This window comes from Apilactobacillus apinorum (assembly GCF_001281175.1).
In the GTDB taxonomy this organism is placed as follows: domain Bacteria; phylum Bacillota; class Bacilli; order Lactobacillales; family Lactobacillaceae; genus Apilactobacillus; species Apilactobacillus apinorum.
This window is the reverse complement of the sequence record NZ_KQ440396.1, coordinates 565,121-587,266: the sequence shown is the minus strand read 5'-3', so window position 1 is coordinate 587,266 and position 22,146 is coordinate 565,121. Positions and strand designations below refer to the sequence as shown.

The 22,146-nt window shown below is 34.2% G+C and carries 23 protein-coding genes; 18 read left to right on the top strand and 5 right to left on the bottom strand.

Translation table 11 applies throughout. The annotated features are described in order from the left end of the window. The first annotated feature begins 63 nt into the window (after nt 1-63). Nucleotides 64-1,788, top strand: a complete 1,725-nt coding sequence (locus RZ74_RS05720; RefSeq protein WP_053950447.1) for a hypothetical protein — start codon at nt 64-66, stop codon at nt 1,786-1,788. A 107-nt stretch (nt 1,789-1,895) separates the two neighbouring features. Next, nucleotides 1,896-3,662: an ABC transporter ATP-binding protein gene (locus tag RZ74_RS05715; protein ID WP_053950446.1), complete on the top strand. Its 1,767-nt coding sequence runs from the start codon at nt 1,896-1,898 to the stop codon at nt 3,660-3,662. A 19-nt stretch (nt 3,663-3,681) separates the two neighbouring features. Here RZ74_RS05715 and RZ74_RS05710 read toward each other — a convergent pair whose 3' ends face one another. Then, nucleotides 3,682-4,374 (bottom strand): DUF6198 family protein, encoded by a 693-nt coding sequence (locus RZ74_RS05710; protein ID WP_237756938.1) that lies wholly within the window; start codon nt 4,372-4,374, stop codon nt 3,682-3,684. An 86-nt stretch (nt 4,375-4,460) separates the two neighbouring features. On the opposite strand from RZ74_RS05710, the gene RZ74_RS05705 reads away from it, so the two are divergent. After that, nucleotides 4,461-4,772 (top strand): DUF7671 family protein, encoded by a 312-nt coding sequence (locus RZ74_RS05705; RefSeq protein ID WP_053950445.1) that lies wholly within the window; start codon nt 4,461-4,463, stop codon nt 4,770-4,772. Between the two features lie 90 nt (nt 4,773-4,862). Here RZ74_RS05705 and RZ74_RS05700 read toward each other — a convergent pair whose 3' ends face one another. Next, on the bottom strand, nt 4,863-5,096 hold the full coding sequence (locus RZ74_RS05700) for a P8 family protein (RefSeq protein WP_237756937.1): 234 nt from the start codon (nt 5,094-5,096) through the stop codon (nt 4,863-4,865). A gap of 167 nt (nt 5,097-5,263) precedes the next feature. On the opposite strand from RZ74_RS05700, the gene RZ74_RS05695 reads away from it, so the two are divergent. After that, complete coding sequence (locus RZ74_RS05695) at nt 5,264-5,788, top strand: TetR/AcrR family transcriptional regulator (RefSeq protein ID WP_053950444.1); 525 nt, start codon at nt 5,264-5,266, stop codon at nt 5,786-5,788. 82 nt (nt 5,789-5,870) lie between these two features. Here RZ74_RS05695 and RZ74_RS05690 read toward each other — a convergent pair whose 3' ends face one another. Then, nucleotides 5,871-6,068: a cold-shock protein gene (locus RZ74_RS05690; protein WP_034530568.1), complete on the bottom strand. Its 198-nt coding sequence runs from the start codon at nt 6,066-6,068 to the stop codon at nt 5,871-5,873. Between the two features lie 390 nt (nt 6,069-6,458). On the opposite strand from RZ74_RS05690, the gene RZ74_RS05685 reads away from it, so the two are divergent. The 7 genes from RZ74_RS05685 (at nt 6,459) to RZ74_RS05655 (ending at nt 13,249) form a co-directional block, all read left to right on the top strand. Beyond that, a complete protein-coding gene (locus RZ74_RS05685; protein WP_053950443.1) occupies nt 6,459-7,478 on the top strand; it encodes an ABC transporter ATP-binding protein in 1,020 nt (339 codons plus the stop codon). Beyond that, nucleotides 7,468-8,433: an ATP-binding cassette domain-containing protein gene (locus RZ74_RS05680; protein ID WP_053950442.1), complete on the top strand. Its 966-nt coding sequence runs from the start codon at nt 7,468-7,470 to the stop codon at nt 8,431-8,433. The genes RZ74_RS05685 and RZ74_RS05680 overlap by 11 nt, the downstream gene beginning before the upstream one ends. 1 nt (nt 8,434) lies before the next feature. After that, nucleotides 8,435-9,394 (top strand): ABC transporter permease, encoded by a 960-nt coding sequence (locus RZ74_RS05675; RefSeq protein ID WP_053950441.1) that lies wholly within the window; start codon nt 8,435-8,437, stop codon nt 9,392-9,394. A gap of 11 nt (nt 9,395-9,405) precedes the next feature. After that, nucleotides 9,406-10,329 carry an ABC transporter permease gene (locus RZ74_RS05670; RefSeq protein ID WP_053950440.1) on the top strand — a complete coding sequence of 308 codons (924 nt, stop codon included), beginning with the start codon at nt 9,406-9,408 and terminating at the stop codon, nt 10,327-10,329. 73 nt (nt 10,330-10,402) lie between these two features. Beyond that, nucleotides 10,403-12,190, top strand: coding sequence for an oligopeptide ABC transporter substrate-binding protein (locus tag RZ74_RS05665; protein WP_053950439.1), 1,788 nt, complete (start codon nt 10,403-10,405; stop codon nt 12,188-12,190). 175 nt (nt 12,191-12,365) lie between these two features. Next, nucleotides 12,366-13,070 (top strand): NAD(P)H-dependent oxidoreductase, encoded by a 705-nt coding sequence (locus RZ74_RS05660; protein WP_053950438.1) that lies wholly within the window; start codon nt 12,366-12,368, stop codon nt 13,068-13,070. Next, nucleotides 13,070-13,249 (top strand): hypothetical protein, encoded by a 180-nt coding sequence (locus RZ74_RS05655; protein ID WP_053950437.1) that lies wholly within the window; start codon nt 13,070-13,072, stop codon nt 13,247-13,249. Before RZ74_RS05660 ends, RZ74_RS05655 begins: the two co-directional genes overlap by 1 nt. A gap of 33 nt (nt 13,250-13,282) precedes the next feature. Here the strand turns inward: RZ74_RS05655 and thiD are convergent, their stop codons facing one another. Continuing rightward, nucleotides 13,283-14,083: a bifunctional hydroxymethylpyrimidine kinase/phosphomethylpyrimidine kinase gene (gene thiD, locus RZ74_RS05650; protein ID WP_053950436.1), complete on the bottom strand. Its 801-nt coding sequence runs from the start codon at nt 14,081-14,083 to the stop codon at nt 13,283-13,285. 167 nt (nt 14,084-14,250) lie between these two features. Here thiD and RZ74_RS07035 point away from each other — a divergent pair, with 167 nt between their 5' ends. From RZ74_RS07035 to RZ74_RS05630, 5 genes are all read left to right on the top strand, one after another. Then, entirely contained in the window at nt 14,251-14,373 is a 123-nt protein-coding gene (locus RZ74_RS07035; protein ID WP_263505221.1) for a hypothetical protein, read from the top strand. Between the two features lie 54 nt (nt 14,374-14,427). Continuing rightward, entirely contained in the window at nt 14,428-15,324 is an 897-nt protein-coding gene (locus tag RZ74_RS05645) for a ribonuclease H family protein (protein ID WP_053950435.1), read from the top strand. Nucleotides 15,325-15,373: 49 nt separating this feature from the next. After that, on the top strand, nt 15,374-15,925 hold the full coding sequence (locus RZ74_RS05640) for a sugar O-acetyltransferase (RefSeq protein ID WP_053950434.1): 552 nt from the start codon (nt 15,374-15,376) through the stop codon (nt 15,923-15,925). A gap of 222 nt (nt 15,926-16,147) precedes the next feature. Then, nucleotides 16,148-17,737 (top strand): BCCT family transporter, encoded by a 1,590-nt coding sequence (locus RZ74_RS05635; RefSeq protein ID WP_053950433.1) that lies wholly within the window; start codon nt 16,148-16,150, stop codon nt 17,735-17,737. Nucleotides 17,738-17,831: 94 nt separating this feature from the next. After that, entirely contained in the window at nt 17,832-18,767 is a 936-nt protein-coding gene (locus tag RZ74_RS05630) for a 2-hydroxyacid dehydrogenase (RefSeq protein WP_053950432.1), read from the top strand. Between the two features lie 44 nt (nt 18,768-18,811). Here RZ74_RS05630 and map read toward each other — a convergent pair whose 3' ends face one another. Continuing rightward, the gene (gene map, locus RZ74_RS05625; RefSeq protein ID WP_053950431.1) at nt 18,812-19,606 is read right to left on the bottom strand and encodes a type I methionyl aminopeptidase; all 795 of its coding nucleotides are present in this window, start codon (nt 19,604-19,606) and stop codon (nt 18,812-18,814) included. A 153-nt stretch (nt 19,607-19,759) separates the two neighbouring features. On the opposite strand from map, the gene RZ74_RS05620 reads away from it, so the two are divergent. Together RZ74_RS05620 and RZ74_RS05615 are read left to right on the top strand one after the other, a co-directional pair. Further along, the gene (locus RZ74_RS05620; RefSeq protein ID WP_053950430.1) at nt 19,760-20,635 is read left to right on the top strand and encodes an alpha/beta hydrolase; all 876 of its coding nucleotides are present in this window, start codon (nt 19,760-19,762) and stop codon (nt 20,633-20,635) included. An 80-nt stretch (nt 20,636-20,715) separates the two neighbouring features. After that, on the top strand, nt 20,716-22,125 hold the full coding sequence (locus RZ74_RS05615) for an MFS transporter (protein WP_053950429.1): 1,410 nt from the start codon (nt 20,716-20,718) through the stop codon (nt 22,123-22,125). The last annotated feature ends 21 nt before the right edge of the window (nt 22,126-22,146 follow it).

Genomic DNA, 22,146 nt, shown 5'->3' with positions numbered 1-22,146 from the left:
GTGCTTCTTTTTTTGTGGTAAGATATCTAATGGGGAAAAATATTTTTTAAGGAAGAAATCGCAATGCAAAAAGTATCAAAATACTGGCCATATATTACGATTTTTATAACCGCAGTATTAATCTTATTGCCACAAATTGTGACTGGTTCTTATATTTTAGGAGTCGACTCAATTTTTCATATGAATCGTTTTTACGATGCAATGATGCAATTAAAGACAGGTCATTTAAATTACTTTATTTCCATTTATGGATATCAACAATCAGGAAGAATCATTAATGCGTTGTACGGACCTTTAACCGCATACTTCAGTGGTTTTTTACTATTGATCACTGGTAGTTGGGTTAGATTCCAAATTGTAACGTCATTATTAACGTTAACCGTTAGTGGTTTTACTATGTACAATCTTGCAATTAGAACTAGAATCAAGCAAATTTATGCGGTCTTTATTGGGATTGCATATATGTCATCTTATTTAATTATGGGATGGGTTGTCGGCATGCAGTTCACCGGTTGGGGAGCGGCTATACTACCATGGTTGATGGCAGCCGGCTTTGACATGATTGATAATAAAGAAATCAATGTTATCAAGTTAGCGCTACCCATGACGATTATGTTGCAAACTCATTTATTGAGTAGTTTGACTGGAGCATTAGCACTAGTACCAATGTTTATCGCCGGAATGATGCATAATCCTAACCGCAAACAGATGTTAAAGAACGCTGTTTTAGCTGTTTTAATAACACTCGGTTTAACTGCTAACGTATGGTATGGAATGTTCCAAATTTCATTTACGAACCATGCATTAGGAGTGGCGCCACAATTGAATATGTACGAAGACTCAATTGCCTTCTTCGGTAACAACGTCTTTGTATTACCACCAATTTATTCCATCGGGTTTATTATCGTTACCGGTTATTTCATTTATCATTTCAAAAAATTATCGACTGACAGAAGAGTTATTTTTATCACGGGGATGTTATTCCTTTGGATCTCATCAGTATGGTTCCCATGGGGACCACTAGATAAGCAATTCCCAAGTATTTCTTATTTAATTCAAATGCCACGAAGATTCGTTGTCATCGCATTTGTTTTATTATTAATTTGTTTTGGGATTATGATTAATGATAGTTTCAAAAAAGAAATGCTAAATACGATTAAGGTATACTGCCTAATGGTAATTACTTTTATTATGATTTTAAGTGCTGGGATGACTGTCCAAGGTGGGGCAAAGGACTTCTTCTCACCACAAGTTGTTCAAAATACCTATAATCTAAAATATCAAATAAATAATACTAATTTAATCCGAAAGAGCTTAACCATCAATAATCCAGGAGAAGTGCTAAAGATGTTGACTAAAGCTACTCCTGATTACTTACCGGTTCAATATAAGATGACCGCATATAATTACTTTGATTATCATCCATATGGTAATTATGGCGATCAAGTCATTAATTACTCTGGGAATGTTAAAAAGATTGTTAAATCAAATGGTCATTTGGAATTGATTTGGCATAATACTTCTGATGATACTAAAGCAACTCAATTACCGGTTGTTAAGTATAGTGATACTAAATTAATTCTTAATGGAAATCATTTAGGTAAGGTAAAGCAAACACAAATCGGGAGTGTGATTGTGAATGCCAAACCGGGTAAAAATAAATTAGAAATCTACTATCAACCAACCATGATGCTTAGAATCATGCTATGGATAACCATTGTTAGTTGGGTATTATTAATTTTCTATTTTGTATACAAAATAGTAAAAATAAAAAAGAGTAGCAAATAAGCTACTCTTTTTTATTTTGGATTTTAAGTACAGTACTTTCAAACAATAAAAGTTTATAGTATTATTATGATAATTTTATATTACATAACATAAAGGGGGCATTTTATATGCACAAAAAAATCGATGCGTTTAATTCATACATACATCAATTGTTTAAAACATACAAATTATTTTTTTCATCAGCAAAAGTTGTTTCATTGTTATTAATTGTATTATTGCCGATTCAGGCAATTGTTCCATTGATTTCTGTTCAAGTGGGTCAAAATATTATTGATAATATTGTTTCACATAGTGGTGTTTGGATTTTGTTTGTTGTTTGGGTAATTACGACACTTTTGATTCAAATTCTACCAACTATTTCCTTAATGATACAAGGAGTTTTAACTGATAAATTAACAGGGTTTATTAATATTACCCTTATGAATAAATCTAGAGATTTAAAATCGCTAAATATTTTTGATGATCCTAAGTACTTTGATGATTTACAAATGTTAAAATCAGATGCTTCTTGGAGACCAGTTAATTTAATTGTATTTGGATTATCGGTTGTACAACAGGCTATTACATTAATTGCAATGTTTGCAGTCCTTTCTAAGTATAATTTAATATTATCTTTAGCTCTTATATTCGTTATGATTCCACAAAGTATTTCTTACTACCGAATTCAACAGGATTCTTTCGAAACAATGGTAACTAGAAGTAAAAATGCGAGAAAATTAAATTATTACAGTTCAATGTTGCTTGATAGAGAAGATTCTAAAGAAGTTAGATTGTTCAACATGTTCTCTCCGATAATCGGTAAGTATAAAGAGTTATTTAGTTCAACACAAAATGACGTGAATGGAATTAGAAGAAAACAAGCTTTAATTAGTACACTTTATTTATCATTGGTAACTATAGTGATAGGCTACGGATTCTACTGGTTTATTGATTCTGTAATATCTGGTAACAATAAGATAGGTGTACTTTTATTGTATGTTTCAGTTATTTCATATATATCATCTAGTATGGCTAGGATTGTTGAGGATAGTAGTCTATTATATGACTCTTTGCTTTGGGTAGATAAGTTTTATAACTTTATAAACTTCAAAGACAGCATTTATGATGGAAAACAATCATTTCCAAAAGAATTTAAAGCTCTAAATATCAGTAACGTTTCGTTTAAATATCCTTTCTCTGAAAAGTACGCTTTGAATAATATTACTTTTAGTGTGAACCGCGGTGAGAGGATTGCTATTGTTGGTGAAAACGGATCAGGTAAATCCACATTAGTTAAATTACTTATGAGATTTTATGACGTAACAAAAGGGAACATATCAATAGATGGTCTTGATGTTAGTTCAATATCTATCGAAGATTATAGAGATAATATGTCTGCTACCTTTCAAGATTTCTCTAAATTTAAGCTATCTCTTGGTGAAAATGTCTCAGCAGCTAAACCATATTCAAGTGATAAGGTTATGGAATCATTAAATAAAGTAGGATTAAAGGATTTTCTGGTTTCGAAAAACATTAATCTGAAAACTGTTATGAGTAAAGAGTTTGTTGACGGAACCGATGCGTCTGGGGGACAATGGCAAAAGATTGCTTTAGCTAGAGATTTATATAATGATGGAATGATTGAATTTTTAGATGAACCAACCTCCGCTCTGGATCCAAGAAGTGAGTTAGAACTATATGAAACTTTTCTAAATAATAGTAAAGGTAAAACAATTTTCTTTGTTACTCACAGACTATCAGCAGTTCAATATGCCGACAGAGTATTGTTTATGAAAAATGGTTCAATTAGTGGTTTTGATTCTCATGAGAACCTATTACAAGAAAATGAAGAATATGCTGATTTATATAACATTCAAAAAAATTCATACAAATAAAAAAAGAGTAGCAAATAAGCTACTCTTTTTTATTTTGGATTTGATCATTAATATTTGGATTGTGTTTTAAACTTGGAAAGACAAATTTATCAGCGTTTTGAATTAAGATACCATTAAAGATAATGGAAAAGATGGTTCCAATACCGACTGAATAGATTTGGTGTAAGAAGATAGAACAGATTAAGATGATTACAATAGGTGGGGTAAAATCAAGTAATTGAGACTTAACAGCGTTACCTTTTAGGTAATCAAATCTTAAAATGTTGGTGGTATCATCGTTAGGGTGCATAAAGATGTTTGCACGTTGGTACAATGAGATGGCTGTACAGAAGAAGCAAACACCTATTAAAGCCATTGGAATTCTGAAGAATAGTGATAAATTATTCCAACCTAGTGATTCAAAAAAATCGGTAAAAATTTGAATGAATGAACTAAAGAATGAAATGAAGATAATTTCTTCGATGAATCTTAAAACGTCAATGTGTCTAATTAAGATTTGGTTAGTTAGGGCATTGATGATTCCAAAAATAAAAATCATAATTCCGACATCAATTCCAATTAATTGATGAATATTAACGGAAGCAGCAGTCCAGATACCTGAACCGCATCCAGAAACGATTGTAAGGGCGTTTCCTAATGAATTGAGCACTAGTCCAAAAACTAGCGCGATAATTCTAGTTTTCAGTGAATTAGCAGATTTAATAAATAACATCTCCTCGGTTGTTTCTATATCCATCATATCATATAAGTATTTATAAAAATGGAAAATATGATAAAGTAATATAGAAGGAGTCAGATATGAAAGATAAATACGAAGTAACTAGATATATTGGGGTTCCGGTTGATACAGATCAATCAGGAAATTACATAATAAAAAAAGATGAAAATGGTGAATTTAAACTTCACGACTGGCGAACAGGAAAACACACTAAGGGTAAGTTCAAAAAGCTCGGTCAATTGTTTCTAACTGAGAATAACTTGTTAGTAGCTGTGATCAAAACAGAACCAGTCAAATTTAATAATCGTCATCAATATACACCACTACAAAGATTTACTAGTGAGAATTTAAGTGATGAACAAGTATTAGAAGCTAAAAAAAGACTTGATTAAACATCAAGTCTTTTTTTGTGGCGTTGTTATAACTAGTTGAGCTTATATTATAAGTAAGTTGAGCGTGGTTAAGCGTCTAAATATATGGAATTATTTTTTGAGTAATTCTTCTGCATGTTGAGCAACTTCTTCGTTGCTCATATCTAGATAAGGATGCATCTTAGCTTCGGTAGCCATAGTATCCTTTCCATCATGTTCCATATAGTAATTCCATATGGCGTCACGAACGGGGGTTGTATCAGTTGACCAAGTGAATTGCTTGTTCATTGGTGTATCTAATACTCTTTCTCTTTCGTCAACCTTTTGTTCTGCAGTCATTGTCATAATGAATTCCTCCTTATATTTAAAGCTCAACTACATTCTAGTTCTTATCCTTTTATTTGTTAATAGTTATGCTCATCTTTTTTTAAAGACTCATAAAGTTGACTTAACTTGCATTTAAAGCCGATTTCGTATATATTCATAACTATACTGAAGTGAGGCATAAGTTTATGAGAGATAAATTTGCGACAAAAAATAAAATTGTTAATGGAATGTTCGAACTATTAAAAACAACACCATTCGATGAAATTAATGTGAAAGATATCTGTGCTCAAGCTGATGTTTCACGAATGACGTATTATCGAAATTTCCATAATAAGAAAGACATCATTATTTATCGTTTTGATAGTTCTTTCACTACTTTCATACAAAGATTAGCATCAAGTCATTCTCATAATTTAAATGACATTGCGACAATCTTTTTTGAACTAGTGAAAGAAGATCAAGATATGATGGAAATGATCATGAAAAATGACTTATCCATGATTCTATTAGAACGACTAAAATACTACATCTCTGATTTAATTGATGAAAATGTTTTAGAAACTCGTGAAGAGTCTTCTAAAATGCTAGTTTCATTAATTGCAGGGGGACTAACTGAAATTATCATTACTTGGACTGAGGATGGGATGAAAGAACCAATTCAATCGCTAGTAATCTTTGTTTCTAAGTACATGCACTTTAAAATTAATTAATAATATTAAAAAAAGAGCTATCAGATTTAATCTGATAGCTCTTTTTTGATCTCTTAAACTAAAAGTTTACTAGAAGTTATCCTTATGCAGGAGTAACGTTAGCAGCTTGTGGTCCACGGTCGCCGTCTTCAACGTCTAGTGTAACCTTTTCGCCTTCTTCTAGAGTCTTGAAACCTTCTTTGTTGATAGCTGAGAAGTGAACAAATACGTCACCATCTTCAGTAGTGATGAAACCGTATCCTTTATCAGCGTTAAACCATTTAACAGTACCTTGTTTCATAATATGAAACCTCCTTGCACATATCGTGCGTATTAAAATCTAATGTATCATAAAGCCTGAATCAAGGAAGTTATTTCATATGAATATAAAACAAGTGAACCTAAGAATCGAAACTATGTAACACATTGGTAATAATATACCCGATATCCACCCCCATGTCAACTGATGAAAAAATAATAATAAAATTAAAAACCAAAATGATAGAAATCTCATTTTTGGATAAATAGTTCATTCAAAAATGTGAAATATTTTCATCTCACAAAACCTTATGAAATAAGGATTATAGTAAAAAGTAATGAAAATATTAATAAAATTTTAAATATTTTCTTGACTATTATTAGAAAATGATTAGAATTGAAAACAATCAATAAGAAATTGGGGGAAACGAATATGGACGCATTAAGGTCTTCATTGCTAAAAATTGAAAATTTAAATACATATTTCAAAATTGGCGCAAACTTTTATTCAGCGATTCGAAACGTTGACTTAAATGTCAATCGTGATGAAATTCTAGCGGTCGTTGGTGAATCTGGATGTGGTAAATCAACATTAGCCCAAACGGTAATGGGATTGTTAAACCCCAAAGATTCAAAAGTTTCTGGAACTGCTGATTTTGAGGGAACAGATTTAATCAACTTAAAAGAAGCTGAATTAAACAAGTTCCGTGGATTAAAGATTGGAATGATTTTCCAAGATCCTTTATCTGCTTTAGATCCATTAAAGCGTATCGGTGAACAAGTTGCTGAAACGCTTGTATATCATACAAACGACAATGCTGAAACAAGAAAAAAACGAGTTATCTCATTATTAGATCAAGTTGGAATTCATAATCCGGAATTAATTTTCCATGAATTTCCTCATCAATTATCTGGTGGGATGCGACAAAGAGTTGTGATTGCGATGGCAATTGCTTGTGAACCAGACTTAATCATTGCTGATGAACCAACCACTGCTTTGGATGTTACTATTCAAGCCCAAATCTTGGACCTATTAAAGGACATTCAAGTTAGAAATCATTGTGGAATTGTTTTAATTACTCATGATTTAGGGGTTGTTGCTGAAACAGCTGATCGAGTTGCAGTTATGTATGCTGGCCAAATTGTTGAACTAGGAACTGCTAAGCAAGTATTCAATACTCCAAAGCATCCATACACACGTTCATTATTACGTGCGATGCCACAAAAGGGTAGTAACGGTGATGATCTTTATGTTATTCAAGGAAGCGTTCCTTCATTAGTAAAGATGCCAGATCATGGCGATTTATTTGCCCCACGTATTCCATGGGTGAAAGATGAAGAACACGAAGAAAATCCTTCAATGCATGAAGTAGAAGATGGACATTTTGTTCGTTGCACTTGCTACCAAAATTTCCAATTCCCAGATGAAGGAGGACAAACTTATGGCGAATGAGAAACCAGTTATCTTGGAAGTAAAAAATTTAAAGGTTCATTTTCCAATTCGTGGAGGATTTTGGAACCGCGTAGTTGATAATGTAAAAGCTGTTGATGGAGTTTCATTAAAAATTCATCGTGGTGATACATACGGATTAATCGGGGAATCTGGTTCTGGTAAATCTACCACCGGAAAGGTGATTGTTGGTTTACAAGAATCTACTTCAGGTAAGATGTTCTACCAAGGTTTGGATGTCACTGACAAAAAAGCTAGAAAGAAAATCAACTACAACCGTGAAATTCAAATGATTTTCCAAGATCCTGAATTAAGTTTGAATCCTGAAAAGAGAATTTACGATATTATTGCTGAACCACTTAGAAACTTTGAAAAGTTATCTAAAGAAAAAGAAAAGATGCGAGTAATTAACTTATTAGACATCGTTGGATTAGGTCCAGATTCCTTATACAAGTACCCACATCAATTCTCCGGTGGTCAACGTCAAAGAATTGGGGTTGCCAGAGCGGTAGCTACTAATCCTAAATTGATTGTTGCTGATGAACCTGTATCTGCACTTGATTTATCTGTTCAAGCTCAAGTTTTGAATTTTATGAAGAAAATTCAAAAAGAATTTAACATTTCATATTTATTCATCTCTCATGATTTGGGAGTTGTTCAACATATGTGTAATCATATTGCGATCATGAATCGAGGTCGAATCGTTGAAGTGGGGACTAAAGATGATATTTACAATCATCCACTACATATTTATACGAAGAGATTATTAGCTTCAATTCCAGAAGCTGATGTAAATAACAGAGAAGCACACAGACAAAATAGAATCGAAGTTGAAAAATTCTTCGAAGATAACAAGAAAGATTACTATGATGAAAATGGAGCACCGCTTCCTTTGATTCAAGTTTCAGAAACGCACTTAGCAGCTGTTCCTGAAAGTGCAGTAAGGGGGGACGATTAATATGTGGAAAACAATTTTACGAAGAGTCTTAATTATGATTCCAGAATTAATCATCTTAAGTGTTTTGGTTTTCATCCTATCAAAACAATTACCAGGTGATCCATTTACTGGATCAATCAATCCTAAGTCATCACCAGGTCAATTACATCATTTGATGCAAATTAATGGTTTATATGATCCTTGGTACCAACAATATTGGAACTGGGTAATTCATTTATTCCACGGTGATTTAGGTAACAGTTATGAATACCAGGAACCAGTTAGTGCCATCATTGCTTCAAGAGCGATTAACACATTCTGGTTATCACTAGTAACAATGATTATGACATACGTAATTGGTATTCCTTTAGGACTATACGCTGGTCGTCACGAAGGAAAGTTACAAGATACCTTAGTTCGTATTTACTCATACGTAACTATGTCAGTTCCTTTCTTCGTTGTCTTGGTCTTAGGTTGTTGGATTTTTGGATACGACTTAAGTTGGTTCCCAACAACCGGTTCGGTTTCGCCACAAGCGAGCGGATTCTTCGGCGTATTTATTTCTAGAGTTTATCACATGATTTTACCTGCAACTTTAGGAGCGTTATTTGCTACTTCAGGGATCACTCAATACCTACGTTCAGGTGTTATTGATGCCAGAAATTCAAACTACGTTAAGACAGCGCAAGCTAAAGGGGTTTCAATGGATGATATCTATCAACACCATATTTTAAGAAACGCCTTACTACCAATTGCTGCTTTTGCTGGATACTCAATCACAGGGTTATTAGGTGGATCATTGTTCACTGAACAAATCTTCTCATACCCAGGAATGGGATTATTATTCCTAAACGCAGTTAACTTTAGAGATTACACGGTTATGACAGCCTTAGTTTTACTATATGGATTATTAAGTTTATTAGGAACGTTATTATCTGATATTGCACTAAGCGTCATTGATCCAAGAATTAGAGTGGAATAGGAGGGGTAATAATGAACGAAACAGACGCTACTTTAGAAAGATTAGAAAAAGAAGCTAAAGAAAATTCAGCACCATCATCATTACGTTTGATGTTTAATGAATTTAAAGCAGATAAGATGGCGATGATTTCATTAATCGCAATTGTTGCCTTTATCCTATACGTTATTATTGCATCAATGTTTATCAATGTTGGTAAATCAATGGAAACAAATATCATGGGATATTTCGCTAGACCATTAAGTCCAGGATACTTCTTAGGAGGGGATGCTGGAGGTCGATCAATTGCCGATCAAATTATCGTAGGGTCTCGAAACTCTATCTTAATTGCCATTGGCCTAACGATTCTCTCATCTACTTTCGGGGTGTGTTACGGATTATTCTCAGGATATTTTGGTGGAATCGCTGATTTAACGATGCAAAGAGTTTACGATTTCATGATGATTATCCCAGCTTTTATGATCATTATTGAAATTGTTAACATCATTCCATCATACAATGCGATTACATTAACACTTATCCTTTCGCTATTTTATTGGATGGGTACATCACGTTTGATTCGTGCCCAAACACTATCTGAAGTTAATAAGGATTATGTATCAGCTTCAAGAGCTTCTGGTACTGGTACTCTAAAGATTATTTTCAAACAAATTATGCCAAACTTATCATCACTAATCGTAGTTGATACTACCATTTCATTTGCTGAAAATATCGGGGTTGAAACTGGACTATCATACTTAGGTTTTGGTCTTCCAAACGGAACTCCATCACTTGGTACATTGATTGCCAATGCTAATGATGCTGATAACATTACCACCTACTGGTGGACATGGCTTCCTGCAACAATTGAAATTGTTTTATTATGTTTAGCAATTAGTTACATTGGAGCTGCACTAAGACGTGCTACTAATTCAACTCAACGTCGTAGTGAAGACTAATCAAAGTATTCACTTTAAGGAGGTGAGTTTTGATTAAGTATTAAGTTTTATTTATAAAATGGAGGGATCTTATATGAAAATGTATAAAAAATGGGTCGTTGCTGGACTAACAATGTTTTCAGCAGTTGCCCTAGCCGCATGTTCAAATAGTGATAATTCAGACGTTAAATCTGGATTTAAGCCATCTGTAAAAATGGCCGAATACTATGACAATACTAGTTCAACTACATACAACAATGGTACATTAAAAGTAGCTGAATTTAACAGTTCACCATTCGCAGGAATTACTTCACCAACTTTACAAGCAAATGCTGAAGATGGTGACGTTTATGCTCCTGGTTCAGTTGGATTATTCAATACTGATGCTAAGAACCATATTATCGACGGTGGTTTAGCTAACCTTAAATTGGATAAGAAAGCTATGACAGCTACAATTACCATTAATCCTAAGGCTAAATGGTCAAACGGTGCTAAGGTTACTGCAAAAGACGTTGAATACCCATACGAAATCATTGCAGCACCTGATACTACTTCACAACAATACTCAGATGATATGACTGCTATTAAAGGTATGGCTGAATTCCATGCTGGTAAAGCAAAGACTATCTCAGGTATTACTATGCCTAAGGGTGAAAGTGGAAACGAAGTTGTTATCCACTTCAGTCGTTTCGCACCAGCTTTGAAGTTTGGTGGAAACTCAATCATGTGGTCAGGTGTTGAACCATACGAATACTTCAAGGGTGTTCCAATTTCAAAACTTGCTGCATCAAAACAAGTACGTAAAGACCCTATCTTTGCTGGTCCTTACAAACTAGCTAAACAAGTTACTGGTGAATCAACTTCATGGGTTCCTAACAAGTACTACTACGGTAAGAAAGCTAAGATCCAACACATCACTATCCAAGTTGTTAACGAAAACAACTTCATCAGTGCTCTAAAGTCAAAACAATATGACTTTGCTATTAGTGGTGGTATCTCAACTCAATACCCACAATTAAAACAACTTAAAGATTACAAAGAAGTTGGTACTATGGGTACAAGCTTCGGATACCTAGCATTTAACTTAGGTCACTTTGACACTAAGAAACAAGTTAACGTTATGGACAAGAGCTCAAAGATGTACAATATCAACTTGAGAAAAGCTATGCTTTACGCTCTAGATATTGGTGCTTTGAGAAAGAAATTTAACAATGGTTTGGCATGGTACCCTAACTCATTGATTTCTCCATACTACACTGATTACTACAACGCTAAATCTCCTCGTTACACTCTAGACATCAAGAAAGCTGAAAAACTACTTGATGACGCAGGTTACAAGAAGAAGGGTAAGTACAGAGTTCAACCAAACGGCAAACCACTTAAGATTTACTTCGGTGCTATGTCAGGAACTCCTGCTTCAGAAGCTCAAGACAACTACTACGTACAACAATGGCGTAAGATTGGTCTAGATGTTGAATTTGCCGGCGGTCGTCCAATGGAAATGAACAAGTTCTACTCAATTCTAGAACAACCAAAACAAAACCAAATGGATGTCTTTGAAGGTGGCTTCTCAGTTAACTCAGAACCAACTCCAACAGGTATTTTCGGTGAAGGTGCAGCCTTCAACATGGGTCACTTTGTTACTGCTAAGAACACTGAACTTCTAACAAACATGAACAATGCTAAGTCATGGGATGATAAGTACAGACAAAAGCAATTCAAAGAATGGCAAACATACATGCAAGAACAAGCTGCATATGTTCCAACTACAATGTCTCTATCATGGACTCCTGTTAACACTCGTGTTAAAGGTTACGATGCAAGACCAACTGCTACAGAATTCTGGAGCAGCCTACAACTTACTGCTAAGAACCCAGAATAGGATTCTTAGACAAAGTTTTCATGGTTTGACCTTGTAATTTAGGTACCCCCAATACCTGGATTACAAGGAGATTTATCCTCGCAACAAGACACCATTACGAATCATTCGTAATGGTGTCTTTTTTGTGTGAAATCATTTAAAATAATGGTATTAATTATAAAAAGGGGAGCAGATTATGAAAACATTGGTATTAGTTTCACATCCAGAATATGATAATTCGATGACTGAAGCGTTTTTAAAGCAAAGTCAATCTAATATTGATTCAGTGGATTGGGTAGTCTTAGATCAAATTCAAAATCAATTTACGTTTGATAAAGATGCCGAACAAAAGAGATTGAAACAATACGATCGTATTTTATTTCAATTTCCAATGTATTGGTACAGTGCTCCCGCTCTAATGAAAAAGTATCAAGATGATGTTTTTACTAGAAACTTTATCTATGCGGATGAACAAGGCTGGCTAAATGGAAAAGAGTTTGGAATAGTCATGACCTTAGGTGATCCATTAAAGGATTATCAAGTTGGTGGTAGTGAAGGTTTTAGTATTTCTGAATTGTTAAAGCCATACCAAGCAATTGCGAAAAAAGCTCATATGGAGTTCTTAAAGCCATTTGTGATTGAACAATTTGCATATATGACGGATGCGCAAAAAGAAAAATTATTGGTTGATTATTGTAATTATTTAACTAATGATAATTTTGATAGTTTTGCTAGCAAACAAGCATGGTACGTTGAACAATTATCTGCCTTAAAATCAACATTATCAGAGGATAAACAGCTCCAAATGGAAGTGTTAATTGATTATATTCAAGGCAATATTGATCAATTAGATGAATTAAAATGGGAAATAGAATTAATTAAAAAGGAAGACGATGAATAATGAACGAAGATAATTCATGGTTAGACCAACAATTAAATGAATTAAAAAAAGATGAAACCAGTTTTCAATTGATTGCTTTTTTAAATCAAAGCAAGTCAATCGTGGTTGAACAACAAAAAAGACTCCAACAAGCCCAAGATGAATTGGATGGAAGAATGTGGAGTCCTGATAAATGGTAATAAAAAAGACCCGCAATCTGCGAGTCTTTTTTATTACTTAGCCCAATGGTTGATAGGACCAAATTTATGTGCAACTTCAATTTCATTTTTGATTGCTTTATCAACGTAATCATCGGCGATACGAATAGCTTCTTCGATTGATGTACCTTTAGCAATTTCAGCAGTGATGGCTGCTGATAGAGAATCACCAGTACCGTTTTTATGTTCGGTGTGGTAGTATGGTCCTTCAATCCAGAAGTCTTTACCAGATTCTAGAAGAACGTAATCTTTCACAACGTCTGTTTCACCGGCAACGTGTTTACCCTTAATGATGACATTTTTAGCTCCTAAGGCACGAAGACGTTTAGCTGCTTCCATTGTGTCGTCATCACTGTTAATTTCCATGTCGGCTAGTTTTTGCGCTTCATAGAAGTTAGGAGTCAACACAGTCGCTAACGGAATTAATTCTGTTTTTAAAGTGTCATAGGCGGCTTGTTCCAATAACATGTTACCGTGCTTGGTCATGATTACTGGATCTACTACTAATGGACCAAAATCATATTGTTTATAATTTTTGACCACAGTATTGATTAATTCGGCATCAGCTAACATTCCGGTTTTACAAGCAAGGATTTTAAAGTCCTCAGCTAAGTCCTTAAATTCATTATCAATAAATGAAACGGGCATTGAAACACTATCGTGAATACCAAAGGAATTACCTGCGACGCATGCAGTAATTACTGATGCTCCGTATGTATGGTGCATGAAAAATGTATGTAAATCAGCTTGCATTCCAGCACTACCATCACTATCTGAACCTGCAATAGTTAGTACTTGGGGAAAATCATTAGTCATTATGGCCACCTCTTAATATGAAATTGTAAGTAATTTTAACACAAACTTGTCATTTGTAAACAATATAGATATAATAATGAGTGAAGAATTCTAATTTGCGTTAAGTACCATATTTATATTATAATGGTACTAATTAATTTATAGATATAGAGAGGGGTTGTCATCCAATGAGAATTTGTCATCCAAATGGTGTTCAAGGACGTCGTCCAATCAACAACAACAAGCGTAACAAAAAACAAAAAGAAATTGCTGACTTACAAAAATTCCTAAAGTCAAAGCCTGCTAAATAATTCTTTTAGACTCAGTTTACTGGGTCTTTTTTTGTACATAAAGGGGTAATAAATATGGCAAATAAATTTTATGCGGTCAAAAAAGGTAAGAAACCAGGTATTTATACCACATGGTCAGACTGTCAAAAACAAGTTAATGGTTTCTCAGGTGCGCAGTATAAAAGTTTTAAAACTAAAAACGAAGCGCTTGTTTATATGGGCGAAAAAACTGCATCAACAAAAAGAACGTCTGTTTCATCCAACGCAATCCAACTATTTTCTGATGGTGGATCTAGAAATCACGGAAATAAATTAGGCCAACACGTTAAAAAAGATGATAAGGCTGCTTGGGCTTATTTAATTATCAATAAGGGACACAAAGTTTTTGATTCAGATGGGGAACTTGGCGCAACTAACAACAAGATGGAAGTATTAGGATTAGTTAACGGACTTAAAAAGTTAATTCAAAGTGAGTTACAAAACGAAGAAATTGATGCCATTTTAGATTCTAAATATGTTTTAGATGCTGTTACTAAGGGATGGTTAAACTCATGGAAGCGTCGTGGATGGAAGAAAAGCGACGGGACAGTCATTAAGAATTTGGCCGAATTTAAAGAATTAGATCAGTTATTACCCCAATTTAGCAAACTATCTTTTAGTTGGACTAAAGGACATGCAACCAACGAAGGAAATAATTTTGTTGATCAATTATTAAATGAGACTATGGACAAGATGGAAGGCAAAACCCCAATTAGTCCGGTTAAAGAAAGTCCGGTCACGATTACTTATATGGAACCGGATTATCAACCAAAGCCAAAATCCAAGGTGACAAAACCAAAAACTAAAGAAATTCCGAAAGTAAACACTGAGGATAAAGCTGAAAAAGAAACGGTATCCAAGTACATTGATACGGACAAATCTGTTTCTGACATCGAAAAGAGCTTACGTGACTTAGGTTTCTTTGATAAATAAAATCATATGTTACAATAAAATGTGAATAATTAACGAAAGCTGGCAAAGTATGAAAACTGAACGTGAAAAAATGACTGCAGGAGAACCTTATCAACAATATGACGAAGAACTACAACAACGTCGTCGTGAGATAAGAAAAGAACTGAACAGTATTAATTCACTAGATGATAACCAAGAACAAAATCGCCGCTTAGCAAAATTGTTTGGTGATGCGGGCAAAAATTTATGGATTGAAACCGGTGTGCAATTTGACTACGGTTACAATATTCATGTTGGAGACGATTTTTATGCTAATTATCATTTAACCCTATTGGATACTTGCCCAATTACAATTGGTAATCATTGTTACTTTGGCCCAGATGTGGGGCTATATACACCAGTTCATCCAATTGACCCCAAGCAACGATTAGCTGACGTTGAACTAGGTAAACCAATCACTATTGGTGACAATTGTTGGTTTGGTGGCCATGTAACGATTTTGCCAGGAGTTACTTTAGGAAATAACGTAGTTGTTGGTGCTGGATCAGTGGTAACTAAATCATTCGGTGACAATGTTGTTTTAGTTGGAAATCCAGTGAGAGTAATTAAAAATGTTGAATAATTAGTTTGTATGTTCCCGGTAAACCGGCATTTTACATAAATAGTTATTTGTGTATAATATAAATGAAATACAAAATAATTCGAATTGAATTTGTATAACTAAAAAAGAGCTGTGCAGATAGTCATTCGTTATATACGGATCACTTTATGTGCGGCTTTTTGTGTTTAATCTAAGAGGAGGATTATTATTTTTAAAAGTAAAAATATCGACAAGCTCGTCTTTATTCCTACTGTTGTTTTATTCATTTGTGTCTCTGTATTTTTGATAATTGGTGGATCATCACTACAAGGATTTCTCAATCAAATATTGAACTGGGTAACCAGTAATATGGGTTGGGGATATATGTGGATTTATATCATCAATTTTTTGTTTTTTGTATATTTGATGTTATCAAAGTATGGCAATATCCGTCTGGGAGAACCAGATGATAAGCCGGTGTATAAGAACTTTCAATGGGGATCAATGGTCTTTGCGACCGCAATCGATGCCAGCATCTTAATGCTTAGCATGGTTGATCCGTTGATGTATGTTCAACATCCAGAAGGCTCCGTCAAACCATATTCAGAAACTGCGTATAATTTAGCGCATATGTATGGTCAATATGACTGGGGGCCAATGGCTTGGTTGATGTTTGCAGCACCCACGATTGCTATTGGTTATATGATGTATAACAAGAAACGCAAAATTCAGTCACTAAGTGATGCTATAACAATTTTAGATGGTGATCAATTATGGAAAGTGATTGCCAAGAAGATTGTTAATTTACTAGTTGTATTAGGAATTATGGGTGGGGTAGGTGCATCAGTTGGACTAGAAATTCCAATTATTTCTAAAGTTCTAAGCTCACTTACTCATTTACCTGATAATCTCTACATGAAACTAGGATTGTTTTTAGTATTATTTATTATTTTTGCCGTCACTGTCTTTAAAGGATTGAACGGTGGAATTGATAAATTAAGTAATGCTCACATTTGGACTGCGATTATTTTTTTAATCATTGTTTTATTGGTTGGTCCAACTGTTTATATATTAAATTCTGAAACCAATAGTGTTGGTTTATTAATTCAGAAGTTTATTTCAATGAGCATGAATACTGTGCCAAATGGTCGTCCACCGGTTGCCCAACAAGAAACTATTTTTTATTGGGGTTGGTGGTTATCATACATGCCATTTATGGGACTATTCATTGCCAAGATATCTCGTGGTCGTACTATCAAACAAGTGATTATGGGGATGCTCACATATGGAGCGTTGGGATGCATGAGTTTTTATGCCGTCTTTGGCGGATATTCGTTATGGCTTCAAAAGACTGGAGAACTTAATTTAACTCACATCTTAAACACGCAAGGTAATGCAGCCGTTATTTCGGCAGTATTAGCAACCTTACCAATGAAGTATGTGATGTTCGCATTTTATTTCATCTCATGTTTTATCTTTTTAGCGACAACCATTTCATCATCGGCATTTGTTTTAGCCTCATTTACCAGTTTGCCACTAAGACCTGGTAAAGAACCAAGTCGTTTAAACAAAATGACATGGGTAGTGGTATTTATTCTATTCTCATTTAGTTTAGTGGTTGTTGGAGGATTTGAAACTGTTCAAACTTTCTGTACATTAGCAGGATTCCCGTTAATGTTTGTATGTATTTTAATTATCATGTCAGTATTTAAGATGATTAAAAATGATCCAACCATTATTAGAAATCCAAAATGGACTCAAAGGAGATTGAAGAAGAAGCCTACGGTAGAGCGTCGTAGCGCAATTAAAGGTAAATTAATATTATGGCCTAAGACGACAATTAATCGTCATTAAACCCAAAAAGATGATAAATGGATGTAAAAAGTCCGTTTGTCATCTTTTTTTGTGATAATATTTATTATATAAATTATTAGGAGATGAATAGAATATGGCACAAAAAGTAATTATTCCTAAAGAATTTGCTCATTATTTGGCAGAACCTTTGAGAAATTATGGCTATGAAGTAGTAGAAGTTGAAGACCAATATGCTGACACTTTACTACAACACAAAGATGCTGATGGAATGGTATTAAACGCAACTCCATTGGACAACGAAACTATTGATCAAATGACTAATTTAAAGGTCATTGCTCGCTTTGGAGTTGGATACGACAACGTTGACTTACAACACTGTAAGGAACGCGGTATTTACGTAACTAACACTCCTGGTGGTAATGAAGTTGCTGTCGCTGAATGTGCAGTAACAGACATTCTAATTTTATCTAAGAATCTTTACACAGTTTCTAAGAAAATGCATGAAGGTGATGATTCATTTGCATTCCATCACCCATCACATGATATTAAAGGTAAGACCATCGGTATCGTTGGTTACGGAAACATTGGTCAACAAGTTGCTAAGATGCTATCTGGTTTTGGCGTAAAGACATTAATTTGGAACAGAAGTCCTCGTACATCAGAATATGGTGAATTTGTAGAATGGGATGAATTATTCAAACGTTCAGATTTTGTATCTCTACATTTGCCAGCTGTTAAGGGAACTATTGGTTCAGTAAATAAGGAAACATTCAAGATGATGAAGGATTCAGCATTTATCGTAAACTTTGCTCGTGGAGCAGTTATCAACGAAGCTGACTTAATTGAAGCACTTAAGAATGGTGACATTGCCGGTGCAGGTCTAGATGTTTTTGAAAAAGAACCACTTCCAATGGATAGTGAATTAAGATCATTAAAGAACGTCTTTATGACACCACATAACTCTGGATTCTCAGTTGAATCATTTACTAAGATTTCAGACATGTCTAGTAGTGAAGTTAACCTTGTTCTAAAAGGTGAAAAACCAGAACATTGTGTTAACGGTTTATAAAATAAAAAAACATCATGAGATGATTCTCATGATGTTTTTTTATTTTATAGTTTGTATTTTTCGTCGATATCGTCGCCTTGAGAAGTAAGGATTTTAGGACCATCTTTAGTGATAGCAATTGTGTGTTCATATTGAGCAGAATTAGTACCATCTGAAGATACATAGTAAGTCCAATCATCTTTAGCATCATAGCGATCAGAAATTTCCCAAGTTCCCAAATTAACCATTGGTTCGATAGTAATGGTCATTCCTTCTTTTAGACGAAGACCCTTACCAGGTTCACCATATGCAGGAACATTTGGTTGTTCGTGCATTGTAGGTTGAATACCGTGACCGATTAGTTCACGAACATCACCCATGTGGTTTTCGTTTTCAATAAAGTCTTGGCAAGCAAAACCAATATCACCTAAACGGTTACCGACAACGGCTTGGTCAATTCCACGGTATAAAGCTTCTTTACATACGTCCATTAACTTTTGGTTTTCTTCTGAAATATTACCAACAGCATATGTCCAGCATGAATCACTTTCAAATCCGTCTTTATTAACGGTCAAATCAACTTTAACAATGTCGCCATCTTTTAGAATTAGTCCTTTACGAGGAATTCCATGAGCAACTTCATCGTTTACGGAGATACAAGTAGCAAATTTGTAACCTTCAAAACCTTTTTCGGAAGCAGTTGCACCGTGGTCTTGAATGTATTTATCAGCAAATTCTTCGATTTCCCAAGTGTCTAATCCTGGTTTAATCATTTTACGTAATCCTAAATGAACACCGGCTAAAACTTCACCAGATTTAGCCATCATTTCGATTTCGCGTGGTGATTTCAATGTAATCAAAATAAGTTCTCCTTTGTTCAGTCCAAATTTTATTCTATATCTATAATCTACTACAAATTAATGATTTTGGCTAATTAATGACTATAATTATTACTGTATTTTTATCGATTTTCTAGTATCATAGGACATAGAAGAATTGAGAGGAGAATCATCTTGAGTAAAACTGCTAAAACCAATGTGATTTTAATTATCGCAACCGTAATTGTTGCTTTCTTTGCGATCTTTTTCGCGATTCGAAGTGATAACTTACTAATGTCCAAATCAGATAAAAGTGTAGTTAACACACCAACACTTTTTGTTCATGGATTGGGTGGTTCAATTAAATCAACAGATCATCTAGCAACTATCGCTTCTCGTGATGGGGGACAACGTTCTTTAATTATCTATGTTGATAAAAATGGTCAAATTCAACACAAGGGAAAAATCAAATCTAGTGCTAGAAAACCAATCATTCAAGTTATTTTCCAACGTAAATTCACATCAGTGAATAAACAAGTTAGTTGGTTCCATGAGATTTTACAAATTTTAAGATCCCAATATGGATTTACTACCTATAATGTTGTTGGGCATTCTACTGGAGCTGTGACTGCTTTAGATACTGCAGCTAAATATAATAATGATTCAGACATGCCTAAATTACAAAAATTCGTTTCAATTGCTGGACCATATGATGGCATTATGAAATTATCTAATAATGGGGTTGATAATTACGTTAACTCTAAGGGACAACCATCAGTATATTCAGAAGAGAATAAATGGTTCCCATCATATCAAACATTAATTAATGACTGTAAGAACTTCCCTAAGAACGTATCTGTTCTAAATATTTATGGTAATGACAACAGAAAGAATGATTCAGACGGTGTTGTAAGTGTTGCTTCAGCGAAGTCACTTAAGTACCTGGTTGCCAAACGAGTAAAGAATTACGATGAAATTCCAGTGACTGGTACTAATGGTCAACACAGTCGTTTACACCACAATATTTTCGTTGATCATATTATTGCTAGATTCTTATTTGACGAGAATTAATTAAGTCAAAATAGTTTACTTATTTCCGCTAAAAAGATAGAATTTAAAAGTATTAGTTTATAATGATTCTAAATTAGGGGATGACTATTTTGCAAAATGTCGATTTGAATGGCAAACCATATAATCGATTCTTATTCGTCATGGTAATGCTTTTAGGAAGCTTTACGATGTCAATGAGTCAATCATCAATTTCAACTGCTTACCCAACATTAATGAGTTCTTTTGGAATTGACGCATCAACTGTTCAATGGTTAACCACAGGATTTATGCTAATCATGTGTGTCATGATGCCAGTAAGTCCATGGTTATTGAACAACGTTAAATTTAAGCAATTATTCTTAATGATTTTAGCAATTTTTGATATCGGTACAATTATCGTTGTACTAGCACCTAACTTCTCAGTTATGATGCTAGGTCGTGCAATGGAAGCAATCGCTGTCGGGATTTTATTCCCATCATATCAATCAGTGCTTTTATACATTACACCAGAGGAAAAACGTGGTACTACCATGGGATTCGCTGGTTTAATTATGGGTTCAGCATTAGCGTGTGGACCAATTTTGTCAGCAATCGTTTTACATTTCTCAGCATGGCGCGGACTATTTATCGTTTTTGCGGTAATTATTACAATCCTATTTGTGATTTCACTATTTGCTATTAGAAACGTAATGCCTGAAAAGGAAAGTCACTTAGACTTCCCATCAGTAATTTTATCAGTTGGTTTAATCGGAATTTTATATGTTGTTAACATGATTGGTAAGACCAACATTGATATGACCCTAGCAATCATTGTATTGATTGTGAGTGTTCTAATGGTCGCATTGTTTGCAATTCGTCAATTTAAGATGGATCAACCATTATTACAATTAAGAGTATTAAAAGACTTTAACTACGATTTATCAGTTGGATTAACTGGGGCATCATATATCGCTTTAATCGTGGTAACAATTATTTTCCCACTATACTATCAAGATGTATTAGGGGTAAGTAAGACTGTTTCAGGATTGGCATTGGCTCCCGGTGCAATAGTATTAAGTCTATTGAATCCATTAACTGGTAAGTTAGCTGATAAGATTGGTTTTAAATCAACTATGCTAACTGGAATGTTCATGATTTTAGCTGGATGGTTAGTTTTAAGTATCACTGGAGCTACTTTAGGGTTAGTGCCAATGATGATTATTGCAGCTGTTATTGAAGGTGGAAATGCCTTTGTCATGATGCCAGCCGTAACAATGGGTGCTAACTCATTGCCTAAAGATTTAATTTCTGATGGAACTGCTGTTATTTCAACATTTAGACAAATCTTAGGTTCAACCGGTGTATTGGTTGCAACTTTAATCTTATCTAATGTAATGGATAACAACGTTGCAAAAGGGATGAGTCATATGGTTGCCCAAATGGGTGGTTTCCATGTTGTCTTTATCACTTTCTTCATCATCGAATTAGTCGGCTTAGCAATGGCATTAATGCTAAGAAATACTAAAAAATAAGCAAATAAAAAAGACCTGACT

What these genes read in the sequence shown, in the direction of transcription:
- RZ74_RS05720 (WP_053950447.1), top strand. Translation starts at nt 64, where the DNA reads ATGCAAAAAGTATCAAAATACTGGCCATATATTACGATTTTTATAACC.
- RZ74_RS05715 (WP_053950446.1), top strand. Translation starts at nt 1,896, where the DNA reads ATGCACAAAAAAATCGATGCGTTTAATTCATACATACATCAATTGTTT.
- RZ74_RS05710 (WP_237756938.1), bottom strand. Translation starts at nt 4,374, where the DNA reads ATGTTATTTATTAAATCTGCTAATTCACTGAAAACTAGAATTATCGCG.
- RZ74_RS05705 (WP_053950445.1), top strand. Translation starts at nt 4,461, where the DNA reads ATGAAAGATAAATACGAAGTAACTAGATATATTGGGGTTCCGGTTGAT.
- RZ74_RS05700 (WP_237756937.1), bottom strand. Translation starts at nt 5,096, where the DNA reads ATGACAATGACTGCAGAACAAAAGGTTGACGAAAGAGAAAGAGTATTA.
- RZ74_RS05695 (WP_053950444.1), top strand. Translation starts at nt 5,264, where the DNA reads ATGAGAGATAAATTTGCGACAAAAAATAAAATTGTTAATGGAATGTTC.
- RZ74_RS05690 (WP_034530568.1), bottom strand. Translation starts at nt 6,068, where the DNA reads ATGAAACAAGGTACTGTTAAATGGTTTAACGCTGATAAAGGATACGGT.
- RZ74_RS05685 (WP_053950443.1), top strand. Translation starts at nt 6,459, where the DNA reads ATGGACGCATTAAGGTCTTCATTGCTAAAAATTGAAAATTTAAATACA.
- RZ74_RS05680 (WP_053950442.1), top strand. Translation starts at nt 7,468, where the DNA reads ATGGCGAATGAGAAACCAGTTATCTTGGAAGTAAAAAATTTAAAGGTT.
- RZ74_RS05675 (WP_053950441.1), top strand. Translation starts at nt 8,435, where the DNA reads ATGTGGAAAACAATTTTACGAAGAGTCTTAATTATGATTCCAGAATTA.
- RZ74_RS05670 (WP_053950440.1), top strand. Translation starts at nt 9,406, where the DNA reads ATGAACGAAACAGACGCTACTTTAGAAAGATTAGAAAAAGAAGCTAAA.
- RZ74_RS05665 (WP_053950439.1), top strand. Translation starts at nt 10,403, where the DNA reads ATGAAAATGTATAAAAAATGGGTCGTTGCTGGACTAACAATGTTTTCA.
- RZ74_RS05660 (WP_053950438.1), top strand. Translation starts at nt 12,366, where the DNA reads ATGAAAACATTGGTATTAGTTTCACATCCAGAATATGATAATTCGATG.
- RZ74_RS05655 (WP_053950437.1), top strand. Translation starts at nt 13,070, where the DNA reads ATGAACGAAGATAATTCATGGTTAGACCAACAATTAAATGAATTAAAA.
- thiD (WP_053950436.1), bottom strand. Translation starts at nt 14,083, where the DNA reads ATGACTAATGATTTTCCCCAAGTACTAACTATTGCAGGTTCAGATAGT.
- RZ74_RS07035 (WP_263505221.1), top strand. Translation starts at nt 14,251, where the DNA reads ATGAGAATTTGTCATCCAAATGGTGTTCAAGGACGTCGTCCAATCAAC.
- RZ74_RS05645 (WP_053950435.1), top strand. Translation starts at nt 14,428, where the DNA reads ATGGCAAATAAATTTTATGCGGTCAAAAAAGGTAAGAAACCAGGTATT.
- RZ74_RS05640 (WP_053950434.1), top strand. Translation starts at nt 15,374, where the DNA reads ATGAAAACTGAACGTGAAAAAATGACTGCAGGAGAACCTTATCAACAA.
- RZ74_RS05630 (WP_053950432.1), top strand. Translation starts at nt 17,832, where the DNA reads ATGGCACAAAAAGTAATTATTCCTAAAGAATTTGCTCATTATTTGGCA.
- RZ74_RS05615 (WP_053950429.1), top strand. Translation starts at nt 20,716, where the DNA reads ATGACTATTTTGCAAAATGTCGATTTGAATGGCAAACCATATAATCGA.